The organism is Bradyrhizobium sp. IC3195 (assembly GCF_020193585.1).
GTDB lineage: Bacteria > Pseudomonadota > Alphaproteobacteria > Rhizobiales > Xanthobacteraceae > Bradyrhizobium > Bradyrhizobium yuanmingense.
Map to the genome: position 1 here is coordinate 1 of NZ_JADYVG010000030.1, position 16430 is coordinate 16430.

Below are 16430 nucleotides of genomic sequence, written 5' to 3' on the forward strand. Positions count from 1 at the left end.
GGCGAGGCACTTGCAGCCGGGGCGGGCGAAGCCGTCGGGGCCGGCGAGGGACTTGCCGATGCGGCCGGCGCCGGGCTCGCGGTCTGCGCCAGAGCGCCTGACAGCCCATGCGACAAGGCCGCAGCCGGGATCAGCGCGGCCAAAGCGAGGCGACGAAAAGTGTTCATTTTATTCTCCCCGAGGCCCGCTTCGTCGGGGCCTCAATTCATCAAGGCCTTACCCACCAAGGCCTTAACCCGTCCGCGCGTCCCGGTTCGCGCGAACCGCGCCGTTCTAACACGCGAGCGCCGAATTCGTCCCATGACAGATGCGTCATGGCAGGCAACTTGCCCGATGTCCCGACCCGGGTGGCAAATCACTGGCCAAGCGGCCGAGGATCGCCATATAAGGCAGGCGAAATTCGGGAATTTTCATGAGCGCGCTGGCCAACCACGCATTTGCCAAGATGAACGGCATCGGCAACGAGATCGTCGTTGTCGACTTGCGCGATTCGGCGGCCAAGGTCACGCCGGACGATGCCCGCGCCGTCGCGTCCGCGAACGGCGGCGTGGCTTACGACCAGCTCATGGTGCTGCAGAGGCCGCGGCTCGACGGCACCGAGGCCTTCATCAGCATCTACAACAATGACGGCTCGGAGGCCGGTGCCTGCGGCAACGGCATGCGCTGCGTCGTGCGCCGCATCTTCGAGAAGACCGGGCAGACCAGTGCGACCTTCGAGACGGCCGCCGGCCTGCTCAATGCCTGGCAGGGTCCGGCGCCCGACCTCTACACAGTGGATATGGGCGCGCCGAAATTCGGCTGGCAGGACATTCCGCTGGCGGAAGAGTTTCGCGACACCCGCTACATCGAATTGCAGATCGGGCCGATCGACAATCCCATTCTGCATTCGCCCTCAGTGGTGAGCATGGGCAATCCGCACGCGGTGTTCTGGGTCGACGACGTCAACGCCTACGATCTCGGCCGCTTCGGTCCGCTCTTGGAAAACCATCCGATCTTTCCCGAGCGCGCCAACATCACGCTGGCCCATATCGTCGATCGCGAGCACATCACGATCCGCACCTGGGAGCGCGGTGCCGGCCTGACCAAGGCGTGCGGGTCGGCGGCCTGCGCCACGGCGGTCGCCGCCGCGCGGCTGAAGCGCGCCGAGCGCAAGGTCGAGATCACATTGCCCGGCGGCAAGCTCGGCATCGAATGGCGCGAGCGCGACGACCACGTGCTGATGACGGGCACCGCGACCTTCGAATATGAGGGCAGCTTCGATCCGGCGCTGTTCGCGCCGGTCGCCTGATGGCCGTCGACATCGTCACCTTCGGCTGCCGCCTCAACGCCTTCGAGGCCGAGGTGATCCGCAGCAAGGCGGAAGTCGCAGGGCTTTCCGACACCATCGTCATCAACAGCTGCGCCGTCACCAACGAGGCGGTGGCGCAGGCGCGCCAGTCGATCCGCAAGTTGAAGCGCGAGCGCCCCGAGGCGCGCATCGTCGTCACCGGCTGCGCGGCGCAGACGCAGGCTGCGATGTTTGCGGGCATGGCCGAGGTCGATCGCGTCGTCGGCAATGACGACAAGATGCGCGGCGAAGCGTGGCGGGAGACGCGCCACGCTTTCGATCTTGGCGCCAGCGAGAAGATCGCCGTCAGCGACATCATGGCGGTGAAGGAGATGGCGCCGCACCTCGTCGATGGCTATGCGAGCGGCCTGCCGCGCGTCTTCGTGCAGGTGCAGAACGGCTGCGATCATCGCTGCACCTTCTGCATCATCCCGTTCGGCCGCGGCAATTCGCGCTCGGTGCCGATGGGCGCGGTGGTCGATCAGGTGCGCACCCTGGTCGAGCGCGGCCATGCCGAGATCGTGCTGACCGGCGTCGATCTCACGAGCTACGGCGCAGACCTGCCCGGCGCGCCCAAGCTCGGCCTGCTGACCAAGCAGATCCTGCGCCATGTGCCCGAGCTCAAGCGCCTGCGTATCTCCTCGATCGATTCGATCGAGGCGGATGACGACCTGCTCGATGCCATCGCGGAGGATGCGCGCCTGATGCCGCACCTGCACCTGTCGCTGCAGTCGGGCGACGACATGATCCTGAAGCGCATGAAGCGGCGGCATTCGCGGCAGGATGCGATTGGCTTCTGCGAGCAGGTGCGCCGCCTGCGCCCCGATGTCGTCTTCGGCGCCGACATCATCGCGGGCTTCCCGACCGAGACCGAGGACATGTTCTCGCGCTCGCTGGGTCTCGTGGACCAATGCGGCCTGACCTTCCTGCACGTCTTCCCTTATTCGCCGCGGCCCGGCACGCCCGCCGCGCGGATGCCGCAGGTGGCGGGGCCGGTCATTAAAGAGCGTGCGAAGCGGCTGCGCGCGGTAGGAGAGGCGGCGCTGCAGCAACGGCTGCAAGCCGAGATCGGCGCAAGGCGCGATGTGCTGATCGAGAGCGAGGGGCAGGGCCGCACGGAGCATTATCTGCCGGTGGCGATTGCGGGCGAGCGGGTGGGAAGCATCGTGCGGCTGAAGATTGCTGGCATTGATGGCGAGCGGCTCACGACGTAAGCAGCTGCTCTCTTCCTTCTCCCCTTGTGGGAGAAGGTGGCGCGAAGCGCCGGATGAGGGGTTGTATCCGCGCAATCGCATTGAGAGGTCATGCGCGGAGAGAGACCCCTCACCCGTCTCGCCGCTCTCGCGGCGAGCCACCCTCTCCCGCAAGGGGAGAGGGAAAACTACGACGCCCTGACCTGCCAGAATCGCAGCGTGCGCTTGGCGTTCTCCGCCGTCATTCTCGCAAAATGCCCCTGTGTCCTCGCGATGTCCGCGGGCGTCATCGCGCCTGTCGCGAAACGGCATTCGAGCACGGCCATGGTGGTCTCCCAGCTGAGCTGTGCGGCCTTGCACGGCACCAGCAGGCCGTCCTCGCGGAGACTCTGCATCAGCGGTCGGATCACCTCGACCGTCGATCCCGACAACGCCGCCAGCGCCGCCACCGTCTCCTCATAGCGCCGCTGTCTGGCGAAGCCGAGCAACGTCGCCTCGTCGAGCTGGCCTGTAGCCTTCAGGCCCGCAATGGCACGCTTGGCACCTTCGAAATCGCGCACCGCCGACATTTCGCGCTCGGCGCCGATGGCGACGGCGGCGATCGCGCTCTGGATCTCCTCGAACAGATGCGGCGGGGCGCGCGACAGCAGGCGGGTGCGCACCGCGTCCGTCGCCGAGCGCAGCAATTGGCGGCGCAGCTCCGAGGGCAAGTCGACGCGGACGCCGACACTGACTGCGAGCTCCGGGTCGCTTTCGGCCTGGCCGACGATGATGGCGAACCCTTTTCCGGAGACGCGCGCGCCGGGATTGGCCGCAAGCCGCCGGCTGACGCTGGGGTAGCGGCGCGCCAGCAGCGCGTCGGTGACGATCTCCTTCAGCCACCAGCGGCCGGCGACCGCGAGCAGATGCGGCTCGCCCTTAGCTGATGCGATCTTCACCAGCTCGCCGTCGTCGAGGCGGGCGGATTCCTGCAGCACGGGGCCGGCGATGTGGATCTCGTCATTGTTGGCGAGACGGCGGATCACCGCCGGCGGCGCCTGCGCGATCGGCGCAAGCTGCGCGCTGATCTCGACCAGCGCGATGCGTGCTGCCACATCGGCGATGGCGCGCAGCTCGATGGTGCCGATCAGGCGCTCGAGCACGTCGTCGAACAGCGCGATCTGCTCGTCGTCGAAATTGCCGGCGGAGGAGAGGAACAGCTCGGTGACGCGCCGGGCCGTCGCCAGGCCCTTTTCCGGCGAGCCGATCCGCAGTGCGGATTCGACCTCGTCGATGATCGATAGCCCGGAATTGGTCATCGCGCGCGGCTCGTCCTGAGCGGTTACGGAAGCTTTTTCTAAGCAACCGTTATCATTAGAGGCGAGCGCTGAAGGTTTCGTAAACCATGGCACGGTAGCCGAGCACAGCCGCTTCTCGACCGACCACCGCTCCTCATCCCGAGGAGCCCGCGAAGCGGGCGTCTCGAAGGATGGATACGACCGCGATGCGCCTGCGGGCCTCTATGGTTCGAGACGGCGCTGACGCGCCTCCTCACCATGAGGGTCTAAGAGGCTACTCCCCCTTCCACCCGCAGGCCCGGAGCTTCTCGTGCATATGCGGCGGGGCCGGCGCCACCACGCGGACCGGCTCCTTGTTCCGGGAGATCGGCACCACGATCTCGCGCGAATGCAGGTGCAGGCGCGGCTCGCCGAAGCGCGGACCGTTGCCGTAGATGTTATCGCCGAAGATCGGCCAGCCGCTCGCGGCCGCATGCACCCGCAATTGATGGGTCCGGCCGGTCACCGGTTCCATGGCAAGCCAGGTGAAACCGTCGCCCCGGCCCATCACCTTCCAGTTCGTGATCGCCTTCTGCCCTTCCGGATCCGGCTTCTGCCACCAGCCGCGTTCGGCATTGAGCCGGCCGAGCGGCATGTCGATGGTGCCTTCGTCCTCGGCAGGGCCGCCTTCGACCACGGTCCAGTAGGTTTTGCCGATCTTGCCGTGCTTGAACAAAAGGCCCAGCGATGCCGTCGCCTTGCGGTGGCGGCCGAGCACGAGGCAGCCCGAGGTGTCCTTGTCCAGCCGGTGGGCCAGCACCGGCGGTCGCGGCAGGCCGAAACGCAGCGCGTCGAAGGAATCCTCCAGATTGGGGCCACCCTTGGGGCCGCGATGCACCGGCAGGCCGGCCGGCTTGTCGATGACCAGCATCAGGCCGTCGCGATGGAGCACGCGGCCTAAGATCTCATCGGCGGTCAATTGGGGAACATCGAGCAATCGCAGGACTTTCGGTCAAGGCTTTCGTTTACGGGCCGGAACGGCTAACACGCCACCATGAACGATACCACCTCCGAGACCCCCAAGCTGAGCTGGTGGCGCCGCCTGTCCAACGGGCTGAAGCGCACCTCGTCCTCGCTCGGGACCGCGGTCGCCGACCTCGTCACTAAGCGCAAGCTCGACCGCGCCATGCTCGACGACATCGAGGACGTGCTGCTGCGCGCCGACCTCGGCACGTCAGTCGCGGTGCGCATTGCCGATGCCGTCGGCACCGGCCGCTACGACAAGGCGATCTCGGCGGACGAGGTCAAGGACGTCGTCGCCACCGAGGTCGAGAAGGTGCTGTCGCCGGTGGCAAAGCCGCTCGTGATCGATGCGGCAAAAAAGCCGTTCGTCATTCTCGTGGTCGGCGTCAACGGTTCCGGCAAGACCACCACGATCGGCAAGCTGTCGCAGAAATTCGCCTCCGAAGGCCGCAAGGTGATGCTGGCCGCCGGCGACACGTTTCGCGCCGCCGCCATCGAGCAGCTCAAGGTCTGGGGCGAGCGGACGAAGACGCCCGTCATCGCGGGCGCGCAGGGCTCGGATTCCGCAAGCCTCGCCTTCAACGCGCTCACCGCGGCGAAGGAGCAGAATGTCGACGTGCTGCTGATCGACACCGCGGGCCGCTTGCAGAACAAGGCCGAGCTGATGAACGAGCTCGAGAAGGTCGTGCGCGTGATCCGCAAGGTGGATGACACTGCGCCGCATGCCGTGCTGCTGGTGCTGGATGCGACCGTCGGCCAGAATGCGCTGTCGCAGGTCGAGGCCTTCCATCGCACCGCCGGGGTCACCGGCCTCGTCATGACCAAGCTCGACGGCACCGCGCGCGGCGGCATCCTGGTGGCGCTCGCGGAGAAGTTCAAGCTGCCGGTGCACTTCATCGGCGTCGGCGAAGGCGTCGACGATCTCGCGCCCTTCACCGCGCGCGACTTCGCCCGCGCCATCGCCGGAATCGAATAGCGTCATCCTTCGGGACGCCGCTTGCGCGGCTCCTCAGGATGAGGTCGTGCCACACATGAGGTCCTCATCCTGAGGAGACCGCGAAGCGGTCGTCTCGAAGGATGGGAGATACGGAAGAGAGAATGGACAAGACCCAGCCGCATCCGCTGTTCAAGCTCGCGACCGAGCTCGGTCCGCTGCTCGTGTTCTTCTTCGTCAATGCGAAGTTCAATCTGTTCGCGGCGACCGGCGCCTTCATGGTGGCCATCGCGGTCGCGATGGCCGCCTCTTACATCGTGACGCGTCACATCCCGATCATGGCGATCGTCACGGGGGTGATCGTGCTGGTGTTCGGCACGCTGACCCTGGTGCTGCACGACGAGACCTTCATCAAGGTCAAGCCGACCATCATCTACGGCCTGTTCGCCGCGATCCTCGGCGGCGGCCTGTTGTTCGGCCGTTCCTTCATCGCCGTGATGTTCGACCAGGTGTTCAACCTGACGCCGCAGGGCTGGCGCATCCTCACCTTGCGCTGGGCGCTGTTCTTCGCCGGAATGGCGGTGCTGAACGAGATCGTCTGGCGCACCCAGAGCACGGATTTCTGGGTGAACTTCAAGGTGTTCGGCGTCACTCCGATCACGATGATCTTCGCCATCGCCCAGATGCCGCTGACCAAGCGCTATCATCTCGCGCCGGTCTCGCTGGAGAGAAGCGAGGCCGAGGCGGGGGATGTGAGCAAGGGTTAGGCGAAGGACAGGCGAAGCGTCGCTCCACATACCGCTGTCATGCCCCGGCTTGACCGGGGCATCCAGTACGCCGCAGCTTCTCCGTATACGACTGGCGTCTCTGGAATACTGGATCGCCCGATCAAGTCGGGCGATGACAGTTGAGCGTGTGGTACGAGCGCGGCATCAGCTTCCTGCCTTCAGCGCCTTCTCCAGCTCCGGCATCAGCACGGCCTTGAGATTTTGCGGCGTGATCGGCCCGACCAGCTTGTAGACGATGGTGCCCTCGCGCCCGACGACGAAGGTCTCCGGCACGCCGTAAACGCCCCATTCGATCGAGGCGCGGCCGTTGGCGTCCACGCCGACATGGCCGAACGGGTTGCCGTAGCGGCCGAGGAAGCGGCGCGCATTGTCGGCGGCGTCCTTGTAGTTGATGCCGACCAGCTGGAAGCGCTTGTCTTTTGCCATTTCGGTCAAAAGCGGCGCTTCGTCATGGCAGGGCACGCACCAGGACGCCCAGACGTTGACGAGGCTGACCTTGCCCTTGAAGGCGGCGGGATCGAGTCCCGGGACCTGCGCGCCATTCTCTTGCAATCCCTGGAGCGGCGGCAGCACGGTTTGCGGTGCCGGCCGGCCGATCAGCGCGGATGGAATCCGCGAGGGATCGCCACTGCCGAGCCGGAACCAGAACAAAAGCGCGAGGCCGATGAAGACGATCAGCGGCAGCATCACCAGGAAGGCGCGGCGCTGTGGCGGAGCGGAGGCAGGTTGATCGCTCATCGCGGCTCCGTCGCGCTGCGGCCCGACCGGCGGGTGATGCCGCGCTGCTCCAGCTCGCGCAGGCGCTGCGTCTGGCTGCGATAATCGAGCATGACCCAGCCGATCAGGATCGCGATCACGAGGGCGACAGCTGCGTAAGACGCCACGATGAAAGAGGCATAAGGACCGAGCGACATCGTCATGCAGCCCCAGCTTCTTTGGACGCGTTGTCTTCACGCGAACCGGCGGCCATGTCGCTCGAAAACGCGATCCGGCTGGCCTGCATCATCTGCAGCGAGCGGACACGGCGGCGCAAAATCTCGTTGCGCATCGCGGCCAGGTGCAGCGTGACGAACAGCAGCGTGAAGGCGACCGCCATCACCAGCAGCGGAATCAGGAACGACTTGTCAAGCGCCGAGCCGCCCATGCGTATCACCGAGGCGGGCTGGTGCAGCGTGTTCCACCAATCGACCGAGAACTTGATGATCGGCAGGTTGATCGCGCCGACCAGGGTCAGCACCGCGGCAGCGCGCGCCGCACGCGAGGGATCGTCGACGGCACGCCACAGCGCCATCAGGCCGAGATACATCAGGAACAGGATCAGCACCGAGGTCAGCCGCGCGTCCCACTCCCAATAGGTGCCCCACATCGGCCGGCCCCAGAGCGAGCCCGTGAGCAGCGCGAGGAAGGTGAAGGCGGCGCCGATCGGAGCTGCGGCCTTGGCGGCGACGTCGGCGAGCGGATGCCGCCACACCAGCGTGCCCAACGATGCGATGCTCATCACGCCCCACACGAACATCGACAGCCAGGCATTGGGCACGTGGATGAACATGATCTTGACGGTCGCGCCCTGCTGATAGTCATCGGGCGCGAGCGCAGCTTGATAGAGACCGATCGTGAGCAGGATGATTGTCGCGGCCGCCAGCCACGGCAACACCCGCGCTGTCAGCGCGAGGAACCGCGTGGGGTTGGCGAGGTCGATCAGCGTCATGGTATCCTGATAATCACCGGGGGCCGCTCAGGCAATCAGCACGAAAGCCCGTCGCGAAAGTTGATCCGGGTCAAGGTTCGTCGAGCCCATCTCAGTCGAGGCCATGCCGCAGGCTTGCTGCGGCCGCGAACGGGCCGATCACGAGGCTGACCAGCGACAGCGCGCACAGGATCGAAAACGGCGCGCCGAAGGTCATGGGACCGACGATCACCGCCTGCGAGGCCGCAACGCCGAAAATCAGCACGGGAATCGACAGCGGCAGCACCAGCACCGCCATCAACAGCCCGCCGCGATGCAGCGTCACCGCCAGCGCCGCGCCGATCATGCCGGTGAAGGTCAGGGCCGGGGTGCCCGCCAGCAGCGTCAGCGCCACCGCGGCCGTGGCGATCATGTCGAGGTTGAGCAACAGGCCGAGCACGGGGGTTGCGACAATCAGCGGCAGGCCGGCGGCGAGCCAATGCGCCAGCGCCTTGGCGGCGCAGGCGAGTTCCAGCGGCGTCCGGCTCATCGTGATCAGGTCGAGCGAGCCGTCCTCATGGTCGGCCATGAACAGCCGGTCGAGGGTCAGCAGGCTGGCTAGGAGGGCGCCGAGCCAGAGGATCGCAGGTCCCAGCCGCGACAGCAGCGCCAGATCCGGCCCGACCGCGAACGGCATCAGCACCACCACGGTCAGGAAGAACAAGACCCCGATCAGCGCTCCGCCGCCGACGCGAAGCGCAATCCTGATGTCCCGGCGGATGAGGGCGGTGAGGGCGGTCATGAGAGGCTTCCAGCTTCTGGGAACGCATCCGACAGCCACAGGCACACTGCGCTCCCTTCCCCCTTGTGGGGGGAGGGAATGGAGAGAGCCGAGCCCGGCCGCTTGGAAAACTGAGGGTGCCTGAACTTCACGCCCCACCCCCGATCCGCAGCTCCCGCGATTCGATCCCGAGCGGGGCATGCGTCGCCGCGACGATCATGCCGCCGCCGGCCAGATGCTCGCGCATCAGGCCGGCGAACATGTCCTGACCGGCGACATCAAGCGCATTGGTCGGCTCGTCCAGGAGCCAGACCGGGCGGCGGACCGTCAGCAGCCGCGCCAGCGAGAGCCGGCGGCGCTGTCCCGCGGACAGGAATCCGGCGGGCAGATGGATGGCGTGGTCGAGCCCCACCTTGGCAAGGCTCTCGACGGCATCGAAAAGCTCGCCGCCGAGAAAATCAGCCCAAAACGTCAGGTTTTCGGCCACGCTCAGCGCCGGCTTCAGGGCATCGCGATGGCCGAGATAGTGGCACTGCTCCGCCAGGGTCAGCTCACTATGGCCTCCCTCCAGCGCAATCGTCCCGCCGGCCGGAACGAGCAGGCCTGCGATCAGCCGCAGCAGCGAGGTCTTGCCCGATCCATTGCGCCCCATCACCGCCACGGCCTCGCCCGACCCGGCCGCGAAATCGAGCCCGGCGAACACCTCGCGCCCGCCCCGCACGCATCTCAGCCCGTGACCTGACAGCCGCATGTCGCCTTGGTTCAGTCCGCTCACAGCCGGGCCTCAGGAAATCTTGGGGTAGCGCATGGGAATTTTTGGCTCGCGAATTGCTGCGGCACGATAGTGGCTGTGGCGGCGCGGTTAGAAAGCTTCTATAAGCCCGGAACTACTTGATGCAGCAACTCAACCTGCCCCTGCAAGCGGCCCAGCCTGATACGCTGACGGTGTTAAAATACCCTGCCGGGTATAACTAGCAATTGGGATCTCCTACATGACCTCGCTCGACAGCTTCAAATGCAAAAAGACTCTCAAGGTCGGCGCTAAGACCTATGTCTATTACAGCCTGCCCACCGCCGAGAAGAATGGTCTGAAGGGAATTTCGAAACTTCCCTACTCGATGAAGGTTTTGCTCGAGAATTTGCTGCGCAACGAGGACGGCCGCTCGGTCAAGAAGGAAGACATCGTCGCGGTGTCGAAATGGCTGCGCAAGAAGTCGCTGGAGCATGAGATCGCCTTCCGCCCGGCGCGGGTGCTGATGCAGGACTTCACCGGCGTGCCCGCGGTGGTCGACCTCGCCGCGATGCGTAATGCGATGCAGAAGCTCGGCGGCGAGCCTGAGAAGATCAACCCCTTGGTGCCCGTCGACCTCGTCATCGACCACTCCGTGATCGTCAACTTCTTCGGCGACAACAAGGCTTTCGGCAAGAACGTCACCGAGGAATACAAGCAGAACCAGGAGCGCTACGAGTTCCTGAAGTGGGGCCAGAAGGCCTTCTCGAACTTCTCCGTCGTGCCGCCCGGCACCGGCATCTGCCACCAGGTCAATCTCGAATATCTGGCCCAGACGGTCTGGACCAAGAAGGAGAAGATGACCGTCGGCAAGAAGACCGGCACCTTCGAGGTGGCCTATCCCGATTCGCTGGTCGGCACCGATTCGCACACCACCATGGTCAACGGCCTTGCCGTGCTCGGCTGGGGCGTCGGCGGCATCGAGGCGGAAGCCTGCATGCTCGGCCAGCCGCTGTCGATGCTGCTGCCCAACGTCGTTGGCTTCAAGCTGAAGGGCGCGCTGAAGGAAGGCGTCACCGCGACCGACCTCGTGCTCACCGTGACGCAGATGCTGCGCAAGCTCGGCGTGGTCGGCAAGTTCGTCGAGTTCTTCGGCCCCGGCCTCGACCACCTCTCGGTCGCCGACAAGGCGACGATCGCCAACATGGCGCCCGAATACGGCGCGACCTGCGGCTTCTTCCCGGTCGATGCCGCCGCGCTCGATTATCTCAAGACCTCCGGCCGTGCCTCGGCCCGCGTCGCGCTGGTGCAGGCCTATGCCAAGGCGCAGGGCCTGTTCCGCACGGCCAAGTCGCCCGACCCCGTGTTCACGGAAACGCTGACCCTCGACCTCGGCGACGTCGTGCCGTCGATGGCCGGCCCGAAGCGTCCCGAAGGCCGCATCGCGCTGCCGACCGTGGCGGACGGCTTCTCGCTCGCGCTTGCCAGCGAGTACAAGAAGGCCGAGGAGCCGGCCAAGCGTTTCCCCGTCGACGGCAAGAACTTCGACATCGGCCATGGCGACGTCGTGATCGCTGCGATCACCTCCTGCACCAACACCTCGAACCCGAGCGTCCTCATCGGCGCCGGCTTGCTCGCGCGCAATGCGGCTGCGAAGGGCCTCAAGGCCAAGCCGTGGGTGAAGACCTCGCTCGCCCCGGGCAGCCAGGTGGTCGCGGAATATCTCGCCAATTCCGGTCTGCAGCCCGATCTCGACAAGGTCGGATTCAACCTGGTCGGCTTCGGCTGCACCACCTGCATCGGCAATTCCGGTCCGCTGCCCGAGGAGATCTCGAAGTCGATCAACGACAACGGCGTCGTCGCGGCCGCCGTGCTCTCCGGCAACCGCAACTTCGAAGGCCGCGTTTCGCCGGATGTGCAGGCGAACTACCTGGCCTCGCCGCCGCTGGTGGTCGCCTACGCGCTCGCGGGCAGCGTCACCAAGAACCTCGCCACCGAGCCGCTCGGCGAGGGCAAGGACGGCAAGCCGGTGTACCTGAAGGACATCTGGCCGACGACCAAGGAGATCAACGCCTTCATGAAGAAGTTCGTGACCGCGTCGATCTTCAAGAAGAAGTATGCCGACGTGTTCAAGGGCGACACCAACTGGCGCAAGATCAAGACGGTCGAGAGTGAGACCTATCGCTGGAACATGTCTTCGACCTATGTGCAGAACCCGCCCTACTTCGAAGGCATGAAGAAGGAGCCGGAGCCGGTCACCGACATCGTCGAGGCGCGCATTCTCGCCATGTTCGGCGACAAGATCACCACCGACCACATCTCGCCGGCCGGCTCGATCAAGCTCACCTCGCCCGCCGGCAAATATCTCAGCGAGCACCAGGTGCGTCCGGCCGACTTCAACCAGTACGGCACGCGTCGCGGCAACCATGAAGTGATGATGCGCGGCACCTTCGCCAACATCCGCATCAAGAACTTCATGCTGAAGGGCGCGGACGGAAACATCCCCGAGGGCGGCCTGACCAAGCACTGGCCCGACGGCGAGCAGATGTCGATCTACGACGCCGCGATGAAGTACCAGGAAGAGAAGGTGCCGCTGGTGGTGTTCGCGGGTGCCGAGTACGGCAATGGCTCCTCGCGCGACTGGGCCGCCAAGGGCACGCGCCTGCTCGGCGTGCGCGCCGTGATCTGCCAGAGCTTCGAGCGCATCCACCGCTCCAATCTGGTCGGCATGGGCGTGCTGCCGCTGACCTTCGAGGAAGGCACCTCCTGGCAGTCGCTTGGGCTGAAGGGCGACGAGAAGGTGACCATCCGCGGCCTCGTCGGCGACCTCAAGCCGCGCCAGAAGCTGACCGCGGAGATCGTCTCCGGCGACGGTTCGCTGCAGCGCGTTTCGCTGCTCTGCCGCATCGATACGCTGGACGAGCTCGACTACTACCGCAACGGCGGCATCCTGCACTACGTGCTGCGCAAGCTCGCGGCGTAAACGCGGATTTGTGAATGATGGCTCACTGCGAAGTGAGTAGAAGCCTTAACGAAGGCGGCCTATCAAAGGCCGCCTTCGCGCGTTTGCGGTACGCTTCAGACGGGCCCGCCCGGCGGAAAACCTCCCTTTGGACGGTGGCCCGGATGGATGAATGTACCGCGCCCCGTAAGACTACGGTGACCATCCGGCGATAAGATTTCCCTCTGAGAGCAACGGTGTGCGGCGTTCGACATGACGACAATGACGGCTTCCCATCTGATTCCACGTTGGTCCGGCGCCCTCTGGTCGGGAGCTCTCGGCATATGTGCGATCATCGCCGTCATTCGTCCTGCCGAGGCTGAACCCCGCGCCGTCGTCGAATTGTTCACCTCGCAGGGCTGCTCCTCCTGCCCGCCCGCCGACCAGATCATCGGCGATCTCTCCAAGGACCCCTCCGTCATCGCGCTGAGCATGCCGATCGATTATTGGGACTATCTCGGCTGGAAGGACACACTGGCGGATTCGCGCTTCTCTGCACGGCAGCGTGCCTATTCGCGCATGCGCGGCGACCGCGAGGTCTACACGCCGCAGGTCGTGGTCAACGGCTCCACCCATGTCATCGGCAGCGATCGCACCGGCATCGAGAACGCGATCGGCAAGACCGACAAGGGCACTGGCGTGATGAGCGTGCCGGTGACGATGTCGCTCTCGGGCAAGCAGATCAACGTGTCGGTCGCCGCAAGCAAGGAGCCCACGGTCTCTAAGGGCGAGGTCTGGATCTGCTCGATCGCAAAGTCGGTGCCGATCGCGATCACCCGCGGCGAGAACAAGGGACAGCAGGTCACCTATCACAACGTGGTGCGCAGCCTGCTCAAGGTCGGCGACTGGACCGGCCGTCCGGAGAGCTGGACGGTGCCGATCGAGAACCTCACGCGCGACGGCGTCGACGGCGCGGTGGTCTACGTCCAGGACGGCAGCCGCGAAAGGCCGGGCCCGATGCTGGGTGCGGCCTACACGTCGCTGCATTGAAGCAGGCAGAACGTCTCAGCAATTGATGCTCGTCATTCCGGGGCGCGCCTCTTGGCGCGAACCCGGAATGACGGCAGACCGCAAACATCTCGGCACAAACAAAAAAGGACCAACTTGCGTTGGCCCTCCTTGTCGTACGTACAGACCCGATCCTGTTCGACCCCGGGGGGCTGGGGGCTGAGGAATCCGGAACCGAAAGGACCGGGTCAACGCACGTCACCCTTTTCGCAGTGCAGGGCGGCAGGCGGTTGGCGGAAAAGCGGCGATACTATGATTCCTGCTAACGATCCCGTGACGGTTTGCCGCGACGGAGTTCCACCCTTGCGTGTGTCCTGATGCGACGCCGATTCGATGGGTCGAGCCCCTTGCGATGCGGAACGGTTGGCGCAATCATGCAATTGTCACGAACGCGGTTCCGGGACGATCTTGGCGGACGCGGGTAGCCGTGCGATGAGGAGGCGCTTCCCATGAGTCTGACGTCGGAGGATGCCGATCCGAGCGAGCAGCGCGCGGCGGCGCGTCCTGCCGCGGCGCATGCGCAGCCGAACGGGGTGACGTTCAACCGGCTCGAGCTGCACCGGATTCTCAATCTCTACGGCCGCATGGTCGCCGACGGCGAATGGCGCGACTATGCCATCGACTTCCTGAAGGACCGCGCCGTGTTCTCGGTCTATCGCCGCGCCTCGGAAGTGCCGATCTATCGCATCGAGAAGGACCCGCGCCTGGCGCGCAAGCAGGGCATGTACAGCGTGATCTCGGCGACCGGCCTGATCCTGCGTCGCGGCCACGAGCTCGAGCGGGTGCTGCTGGTGATCGATCGCAAACTGGCGGTGGTTTAGCCGAACCATCGATCGTCATTCCGGGGCGCGACGAAGTCGCTAGCCCGGAATCCATCCCTCCCTCCACCGCCCCTGCCGTTCAATGGATTCCGGGTTCGATGCTGTGCATCGCCCCGGAATGACGGATGAACTACTTCCCCGGCACCGTGCTTGCGCCCTCGCCGAGGTCGCGCTGCATCATCACGGTGTCCAGCCAGCGGCCGAATTTCAGCCCGACACTGGGATGCGTGCCGATCATCTTGAAGCCGCACCTTGTGTGCACGCCGATCGACCCGGCATTGGCGGAATCGCCGATGACAGCGATCATCTGGCGAAAGCCGCGCGCTTCGCATTCGACGATCAGCCGTTCCAGCAGCATTGAGCCGACGCCGCGGCGGTGGAAGGACGGATCGAGATAGATCGAGTTCTCCACCGTGAAGCGATAGGCGGGCCGCGGCCGGTAGGCGCCGGCATAGGCATAGCCGGCCACGCGGCCGTCCAGCATGGCGACCAAATAGGGATAGCCGCCGTCGATCAGCGCGCGATAGCGGCGCGTCATTTCCGAGAGGTCGGGCGGCTCCAGCTCGAACGTCGCCGTGCCCTCGCGGACGGCCTGCTGGTAGATGGCGGTGACGGCGGGGAGGTCGGCCTCGGTGGTGGGCCTGATATCGGGTGCGGACATGGGGGGAGGATAGAGCGTTCCCTGAGGGGCCGGAAGAGGCTGCGCTGCCTCCACACCCGTCATTGCGAGCGCAGCGAAGCAATCCAGAAATGCATCTGCGGAGGGGCTCTGGATTGCGTCGTCGCATCGGCGCAAAATTGCTGCGCAATCTTGTCGCGAGCTCCTCGCAATGACGGGGAGAGGCCGTACCCTCAAAACAAAAACCCCGGCCTTTCGGCCGGGGTTCGTGTCCGTTCTCTCGTCTCAGAGCTTACTCGCGCTGGCCGAGGAGCTGCAGCAGCAGCGTGAACAGGTTGATGAAGTTCAGGTACAGCGACAGTGCGCCGGTGATGGCCGAACGCTCTGCGACGTCACCGCCGGCCGAGGCATAGCCGTAGATGTAGTCGTTCTTCAGCCGCTGGGTATCCCAGGCGGTCAGGCCCGAGAACACCAGCACGCCGACCACCGACACGATGAACTGCAGCATCGAGCTGGCCAGGAACAGGTTCACCAGGCTGGCGAGAACGATGCCGATCAGGCCCATGAACAGGAACGAGCCCATGCCGGTCAGGTCACGCTTGGTGGTGTAGCCGTAGAGGCTCAGCGCACCGAAGGTCGCCGCGGTGATGAAGAACACCCGCACGATCGAGGTGTGCGTGAACACCAGGAAGATCGACGACAGCGAGATGCCCATCAGCGCCGCGAATACCCAGAACAGGATCTGGGCGGTCGAGGGTGCCAGACGGTTGATGCCCGCCGAGATCACGAACACCATCGCGAGCGGCGCCAGGATGAACAGCCACTTCAGGGGGCTGACGAACATGGCGTAGCCGAACGGTGTCAGGAACACCTTGCCGACGCGGACGGCGTCCGCCGTCGGAACGTCGGTCACGGCGGCCATGTAGACGCCGAGCGCGGCAAGGCCGGTGATGGCCAGGCCAATGCTCATGTAGTTGTAGATGCGCAGCATATAGGCGCGCAGGCCGGCATCGACCGTCGCGGCGTCAACACGCCCGGCGGCCCTGCCGAAAGGAGAAGCGTAGTTACGGTCTAGGTCCGACATGGTCGAATTCCCGTTGGTTGGTCCGGTCCGGCACGAGGGTCGCCATGCCGCCGGTTCGTCAAATTCTATCTCGGAGACCGCTGCCAGCCGATTTAATTTTGGCTCACAATCGGGACTCCGAACCCATCCGATATGTGGGAAACTAACACATTCGCCGCAACCTTCCACGCGCGGCTGAATGTCGCCCTCGGCGTCAATC

At 65.3% G+C, this 16430-nt stretch carries 16 protein-coding genes; 7 read left to right on the forward strand and 9 right to left on the reverse strand.

Annotated features, from left to right (window positions below):
* Positions 1-412 precede the first annotated feature (412 nt).
* Together dapF and mtaB are read left to right on the forward strand one after the other, a co-directional pair.
* Positions 413-1288 carry a diaminopimelate epimerase gene (gene dapF, locus I6F09_RS33995; RefSeq protein WP_036024567.1) on the forward strand — a complete coding sequence of 292 codons (876 nt, stop codon included), beginning with the start codon at positions 413-415 and terminating at the stop codon, positions 1286-1288.
* Positions 1288-2541 carry a tRNA (N(6)-L-threonylcarbamoyladenosine(37)-C(2))-methylthiotransferase MtaB gene (gene mtaB, locus I6F09_RS34000; RefSeq protein ID WP_036008864.1) on the forward strand — a complete coding sequence of 418 codons (1254 nt, stop codon included), beginning with the start codon at positions 1288-1290 and terminating at the stop codon, positions 2539-2541. The genes dapF and mtaB overlap by 1 nt, the downstream gene beginning before the upstream one ends.
* A 167-nt stretch (positions 2542-2708) precedes the next feature.
* Here the strand turns inward: mtaB and I6F09_RS34005 are convergent, their stop codons facing one another.
* Positions 2709-3818, reverse strand: a complete 1110-nt coding sequence (locus tag I6F09_RS34005) for a DUF2336 domain-containing protein (RefSeq protein WP_225189971.1) — start codon at positions 3816-3818, stop codon at positions 2709-2711.
* A gap of 253 nt (positions 3819-4071) precedes the next feature.
* Positions 4072-4773, reverse strand: a complete 702-nt coding sequence (locus tag I6F09_RS34010) for an RNA pseudouridine synthase (RefSeq protein WP_192893016.1) — start codon at positions 4771-4773, stop codon at positions 4072-4074.
* A 57-nt stretch (positions 4774-4830) separates the two neighbouring features.
* On the opposite strand from I6F09_RS34010, the gene ftsY reads away from it, so the two are divergent.
* Entirely contained in the window at positions 4831-5775 is a 945-nt protein-coding gene (gene ftsY / locus I6F09_RS34015) for a signal recognition particle-docking protein FtsY (RefSeq protein ID WP_036008849.1), read from the forward strand.
* Between the two features lie 122 nt (positions 5776-5897).
* Complete coding sequence (locus I6F09_RS34020; protein WP_036008846.1) at positions 5898-6500, forward strand: septation protein A; 603 nt, start codon at positions 5898-5900, stop codon at positions 6498-6500.
* 165 nt (positions 6501-6665) lie between these two features.
* On the opposite strand, the gene I6F09_RS34025 is transcribed toward I6F09_RS34020, so the two are convergent.
* From I6F09_RS34025 to ccmA, 5 genes are all read right to left on the reverse strand, one after another.
* The gene (locus I6F09_RS34025) at positions 6666-7259 is read right to left on the reverse strand and encodes a DsbE family thiol:disulfide interchange protein (protein WP_225132161.1); all 594 of its coding nucleotides are present in this window, start codon (positions 7257-7259) and stop codon (positions 6666-6668) included.
* Entirely contained in the window at positions 7256-7441 is a 186-nt protein-coding gene (gene ccmD, locus I6F09_RS34030; RefSeq protein WP_225145380.1) for a heme exporter protein CcmD, read from the reverse strand. The genes I6F09_RS34025 and ccmD overlap by 4 nt, the downstream gene beginning before the upstream one ends.
* Entirely contained in the window at positions 7438-8229 is a 792-nt protein-coding gene (locus I6F09_RS34035) for a heme ABC transporter permease (protein ID WP_225145381.1), read from the reverse strand. The genes ccmD and I6F09_RS34035 overlap by 4 nt, the downstream gene beginning before the upstream one ends.
* A 91-nt stretch (positions 8230-8320) precedes the next feature.
* Positions 8321-8989: a heme exporter protein CcmB gene (gene ccmB / locus I6F09_RS34040; RefSeq protein WP_225130742.1), complete on the reverse strand. Its 669-nt coding sequence runs from the start codon at positions 8987-8989 to the stop codon at positions 8321-8323.
* A gap of 127 nt (positions 8990-9116) precedes the next feature.
* Complete coding sequence (gene ccmA, locus I6F09_RS34045; RefSeq protein WP_225138545.1) at positions 9117-9719, reverse strand: heme ABC exporter ATP-binding protein CcmA; 603 nt, start codon at positions 9717-9719, stop codon at positions 9117-9119.
* A gap of 241 nt (positions 9720-9960) precedes the next feature.
* On the opposite strand from ccmA, the gene acnA reads away from it, so the two are divergent.
* The 3 genes from acnA (at position 9961) to I6F09_RS34060 (ending at position 14528) form a co-directional block, all read left to right on the forward strand.
* A complete protein-coding gene (gene acnA / locus I6F09_RS34050; RefSeq protein WP_036040732.1) occupies positions 9961-12681 on the forward strand; it encodes an aconitate hydratase AcnA in 2721 nt (906 codons plus the stop codon).
* 231 nt (positions 12682-12912) lie between these two features.
* Positions 12913-13689, forward strand: coding sequence for a DUF1223 domain-containing protein (locus tag I6F09_RS34055; protein ID WP_225152569.1), 777 nt, complete (start codon positions 12913-12915; stop codon positions 13687-13689).
* Between the two features lie 467 nt (positions 13690-14156).
* The gene (locus I6F09_RS34060) at positions 14157-14528 is read left to right on the forward strand and encodes a DUF2794 domain-containing protein (RefSeq protein ID WP_225189972.1); all 372 of its coding nucleotides are present in this window, start codon (positions 14157-14159) and stop codon (positions 14526-14528) included.
* 130 nt (positions 14529-14658) lie between these two features.
* Here the strand turns inward: I6F09_RS34060 and I6F09_RS34065 are convergent, their stop codons facing one another.
* The gene (locus I6F09_RS34065) at positions 14659-15189 is read right to left on the reverse strand and encodes a GNAT family N-acetyltransferase (RefSeq protein WP_225189973.1); all 531 of its coding nucleotides are present in this window, start codon (positions 15187-15189) and stop codon (positions 14659-14661) included.
* 250 nt (positions 15190-15439) lie between these two features.
* Entirely contained in the window at positions 15440-16231 is a 792-nt protein-coding gene (locus tag I6F09_RS34070; RefSeq protein ID WP_036008808.1) for a Bax inhibitor-1/YccA family protein, read from the reverse strand.
* Positions 16232-16430: the final 199 nt, after the last annotated feature.

Coding starts and splice junctions, on each gene's coding strand:
- dapF (WP_036024567.1), top strand. CDS start 413: ATGAGCGCGCTGGCCAACCACGCATTTGCCAAGATGAACGGCATCGGC.
- mtaB (WP_036008864.1), top strand. CDS start 1,288: ATGGCCGTCGACATCGTCACCTTCGGCTGCCGCCTCAACGCCTTCGAG.
- I6F09_RS34005 (WP_225189971.1), bottom strand. CDS start 3,818: ATGACCAATTCCGGGCTATCGATCATCGACGAGGTCGAATCCGCACTG.
- ftsY (WP_036008849.1), top strand. CDS start 4,831: ATGAACGATACCACCTCCGAGACCCCCAAGCTGAGCTGGTGGCGCCGC.
- I6F09_RS34020 (WP_036008846.1), top strand. CDS start 5,898: ATGGACAAGACCCAGCCGCATCCGCTGTTCAAGCTCGCGACCGAGCTC.
- I6F09_RS34025 (WP_225132161.1), bottom strand. CDS start 7,259: ATGAGCGATCAACCTGCCTCCGCTCCGCCACAGCGCCGCGCCTTCCTG.
- ccmD (WP_225145380.1), bottom strand. CDS start 7,441: ATGACGATGTCGCTCGGTCCTTATGCCTCTTTCATCGTGGCGTCTTAC.
- I6F09_RS34035 (WP_225145381.1), bottom strand. CDS start 8,229: ATGACGCTGATCGACCTCGCCAACCCCACGCGGTTCCTCGCGCTGACA.
- ccmB (WP_225130742.1), bottom strand. CDS start 8,989: ATGACCGCCCTCACCGCCCTCATCCGCCGGGACATCAGGATTGCGCTT.
- ccmA (WP_225138545.1), bottom strand. CDS start 9,719: ATGCGGCTGTCAGGTCACGGGCTGAGATGCGTGCGGGGCGGGCGCGAG.
- acnA (WP_036040732.1), top strand. CDS start 9,961: ATGACCTCGCTCGACAGCTTCAAATGCAAAAAGACTCTCAAGGTCGGC.
- I6F09_RS34055 (WP_225152569.1), top strand. CDS start 12,913: ATGACGACAATGACGGCTTCCCATCTGATTCCACGTTGGTCCGGCGCC.
- I6F09_RS34060 (WP_225189972.1), top strand. CDS start 14,157: ATGAGTCTGACGTCGGAGGATGCCGATCCGAGCGAGCAGCGCGCGGCG.
- I6F09_RS34065 (WP_225189973.1), bottom strand. CDS start 15,189: ATGTCCGCACCCGATATCAGGCCCACCACCGAGGCCGACCTCCCCGCC.
- I6F09_RS34070 (WP_036008808.1), bottom strand. CDS start 16,231: ATGTCGGACCTAGACCGTAACTACGCTTCTCCTTTCGGCAGGGCCGCC.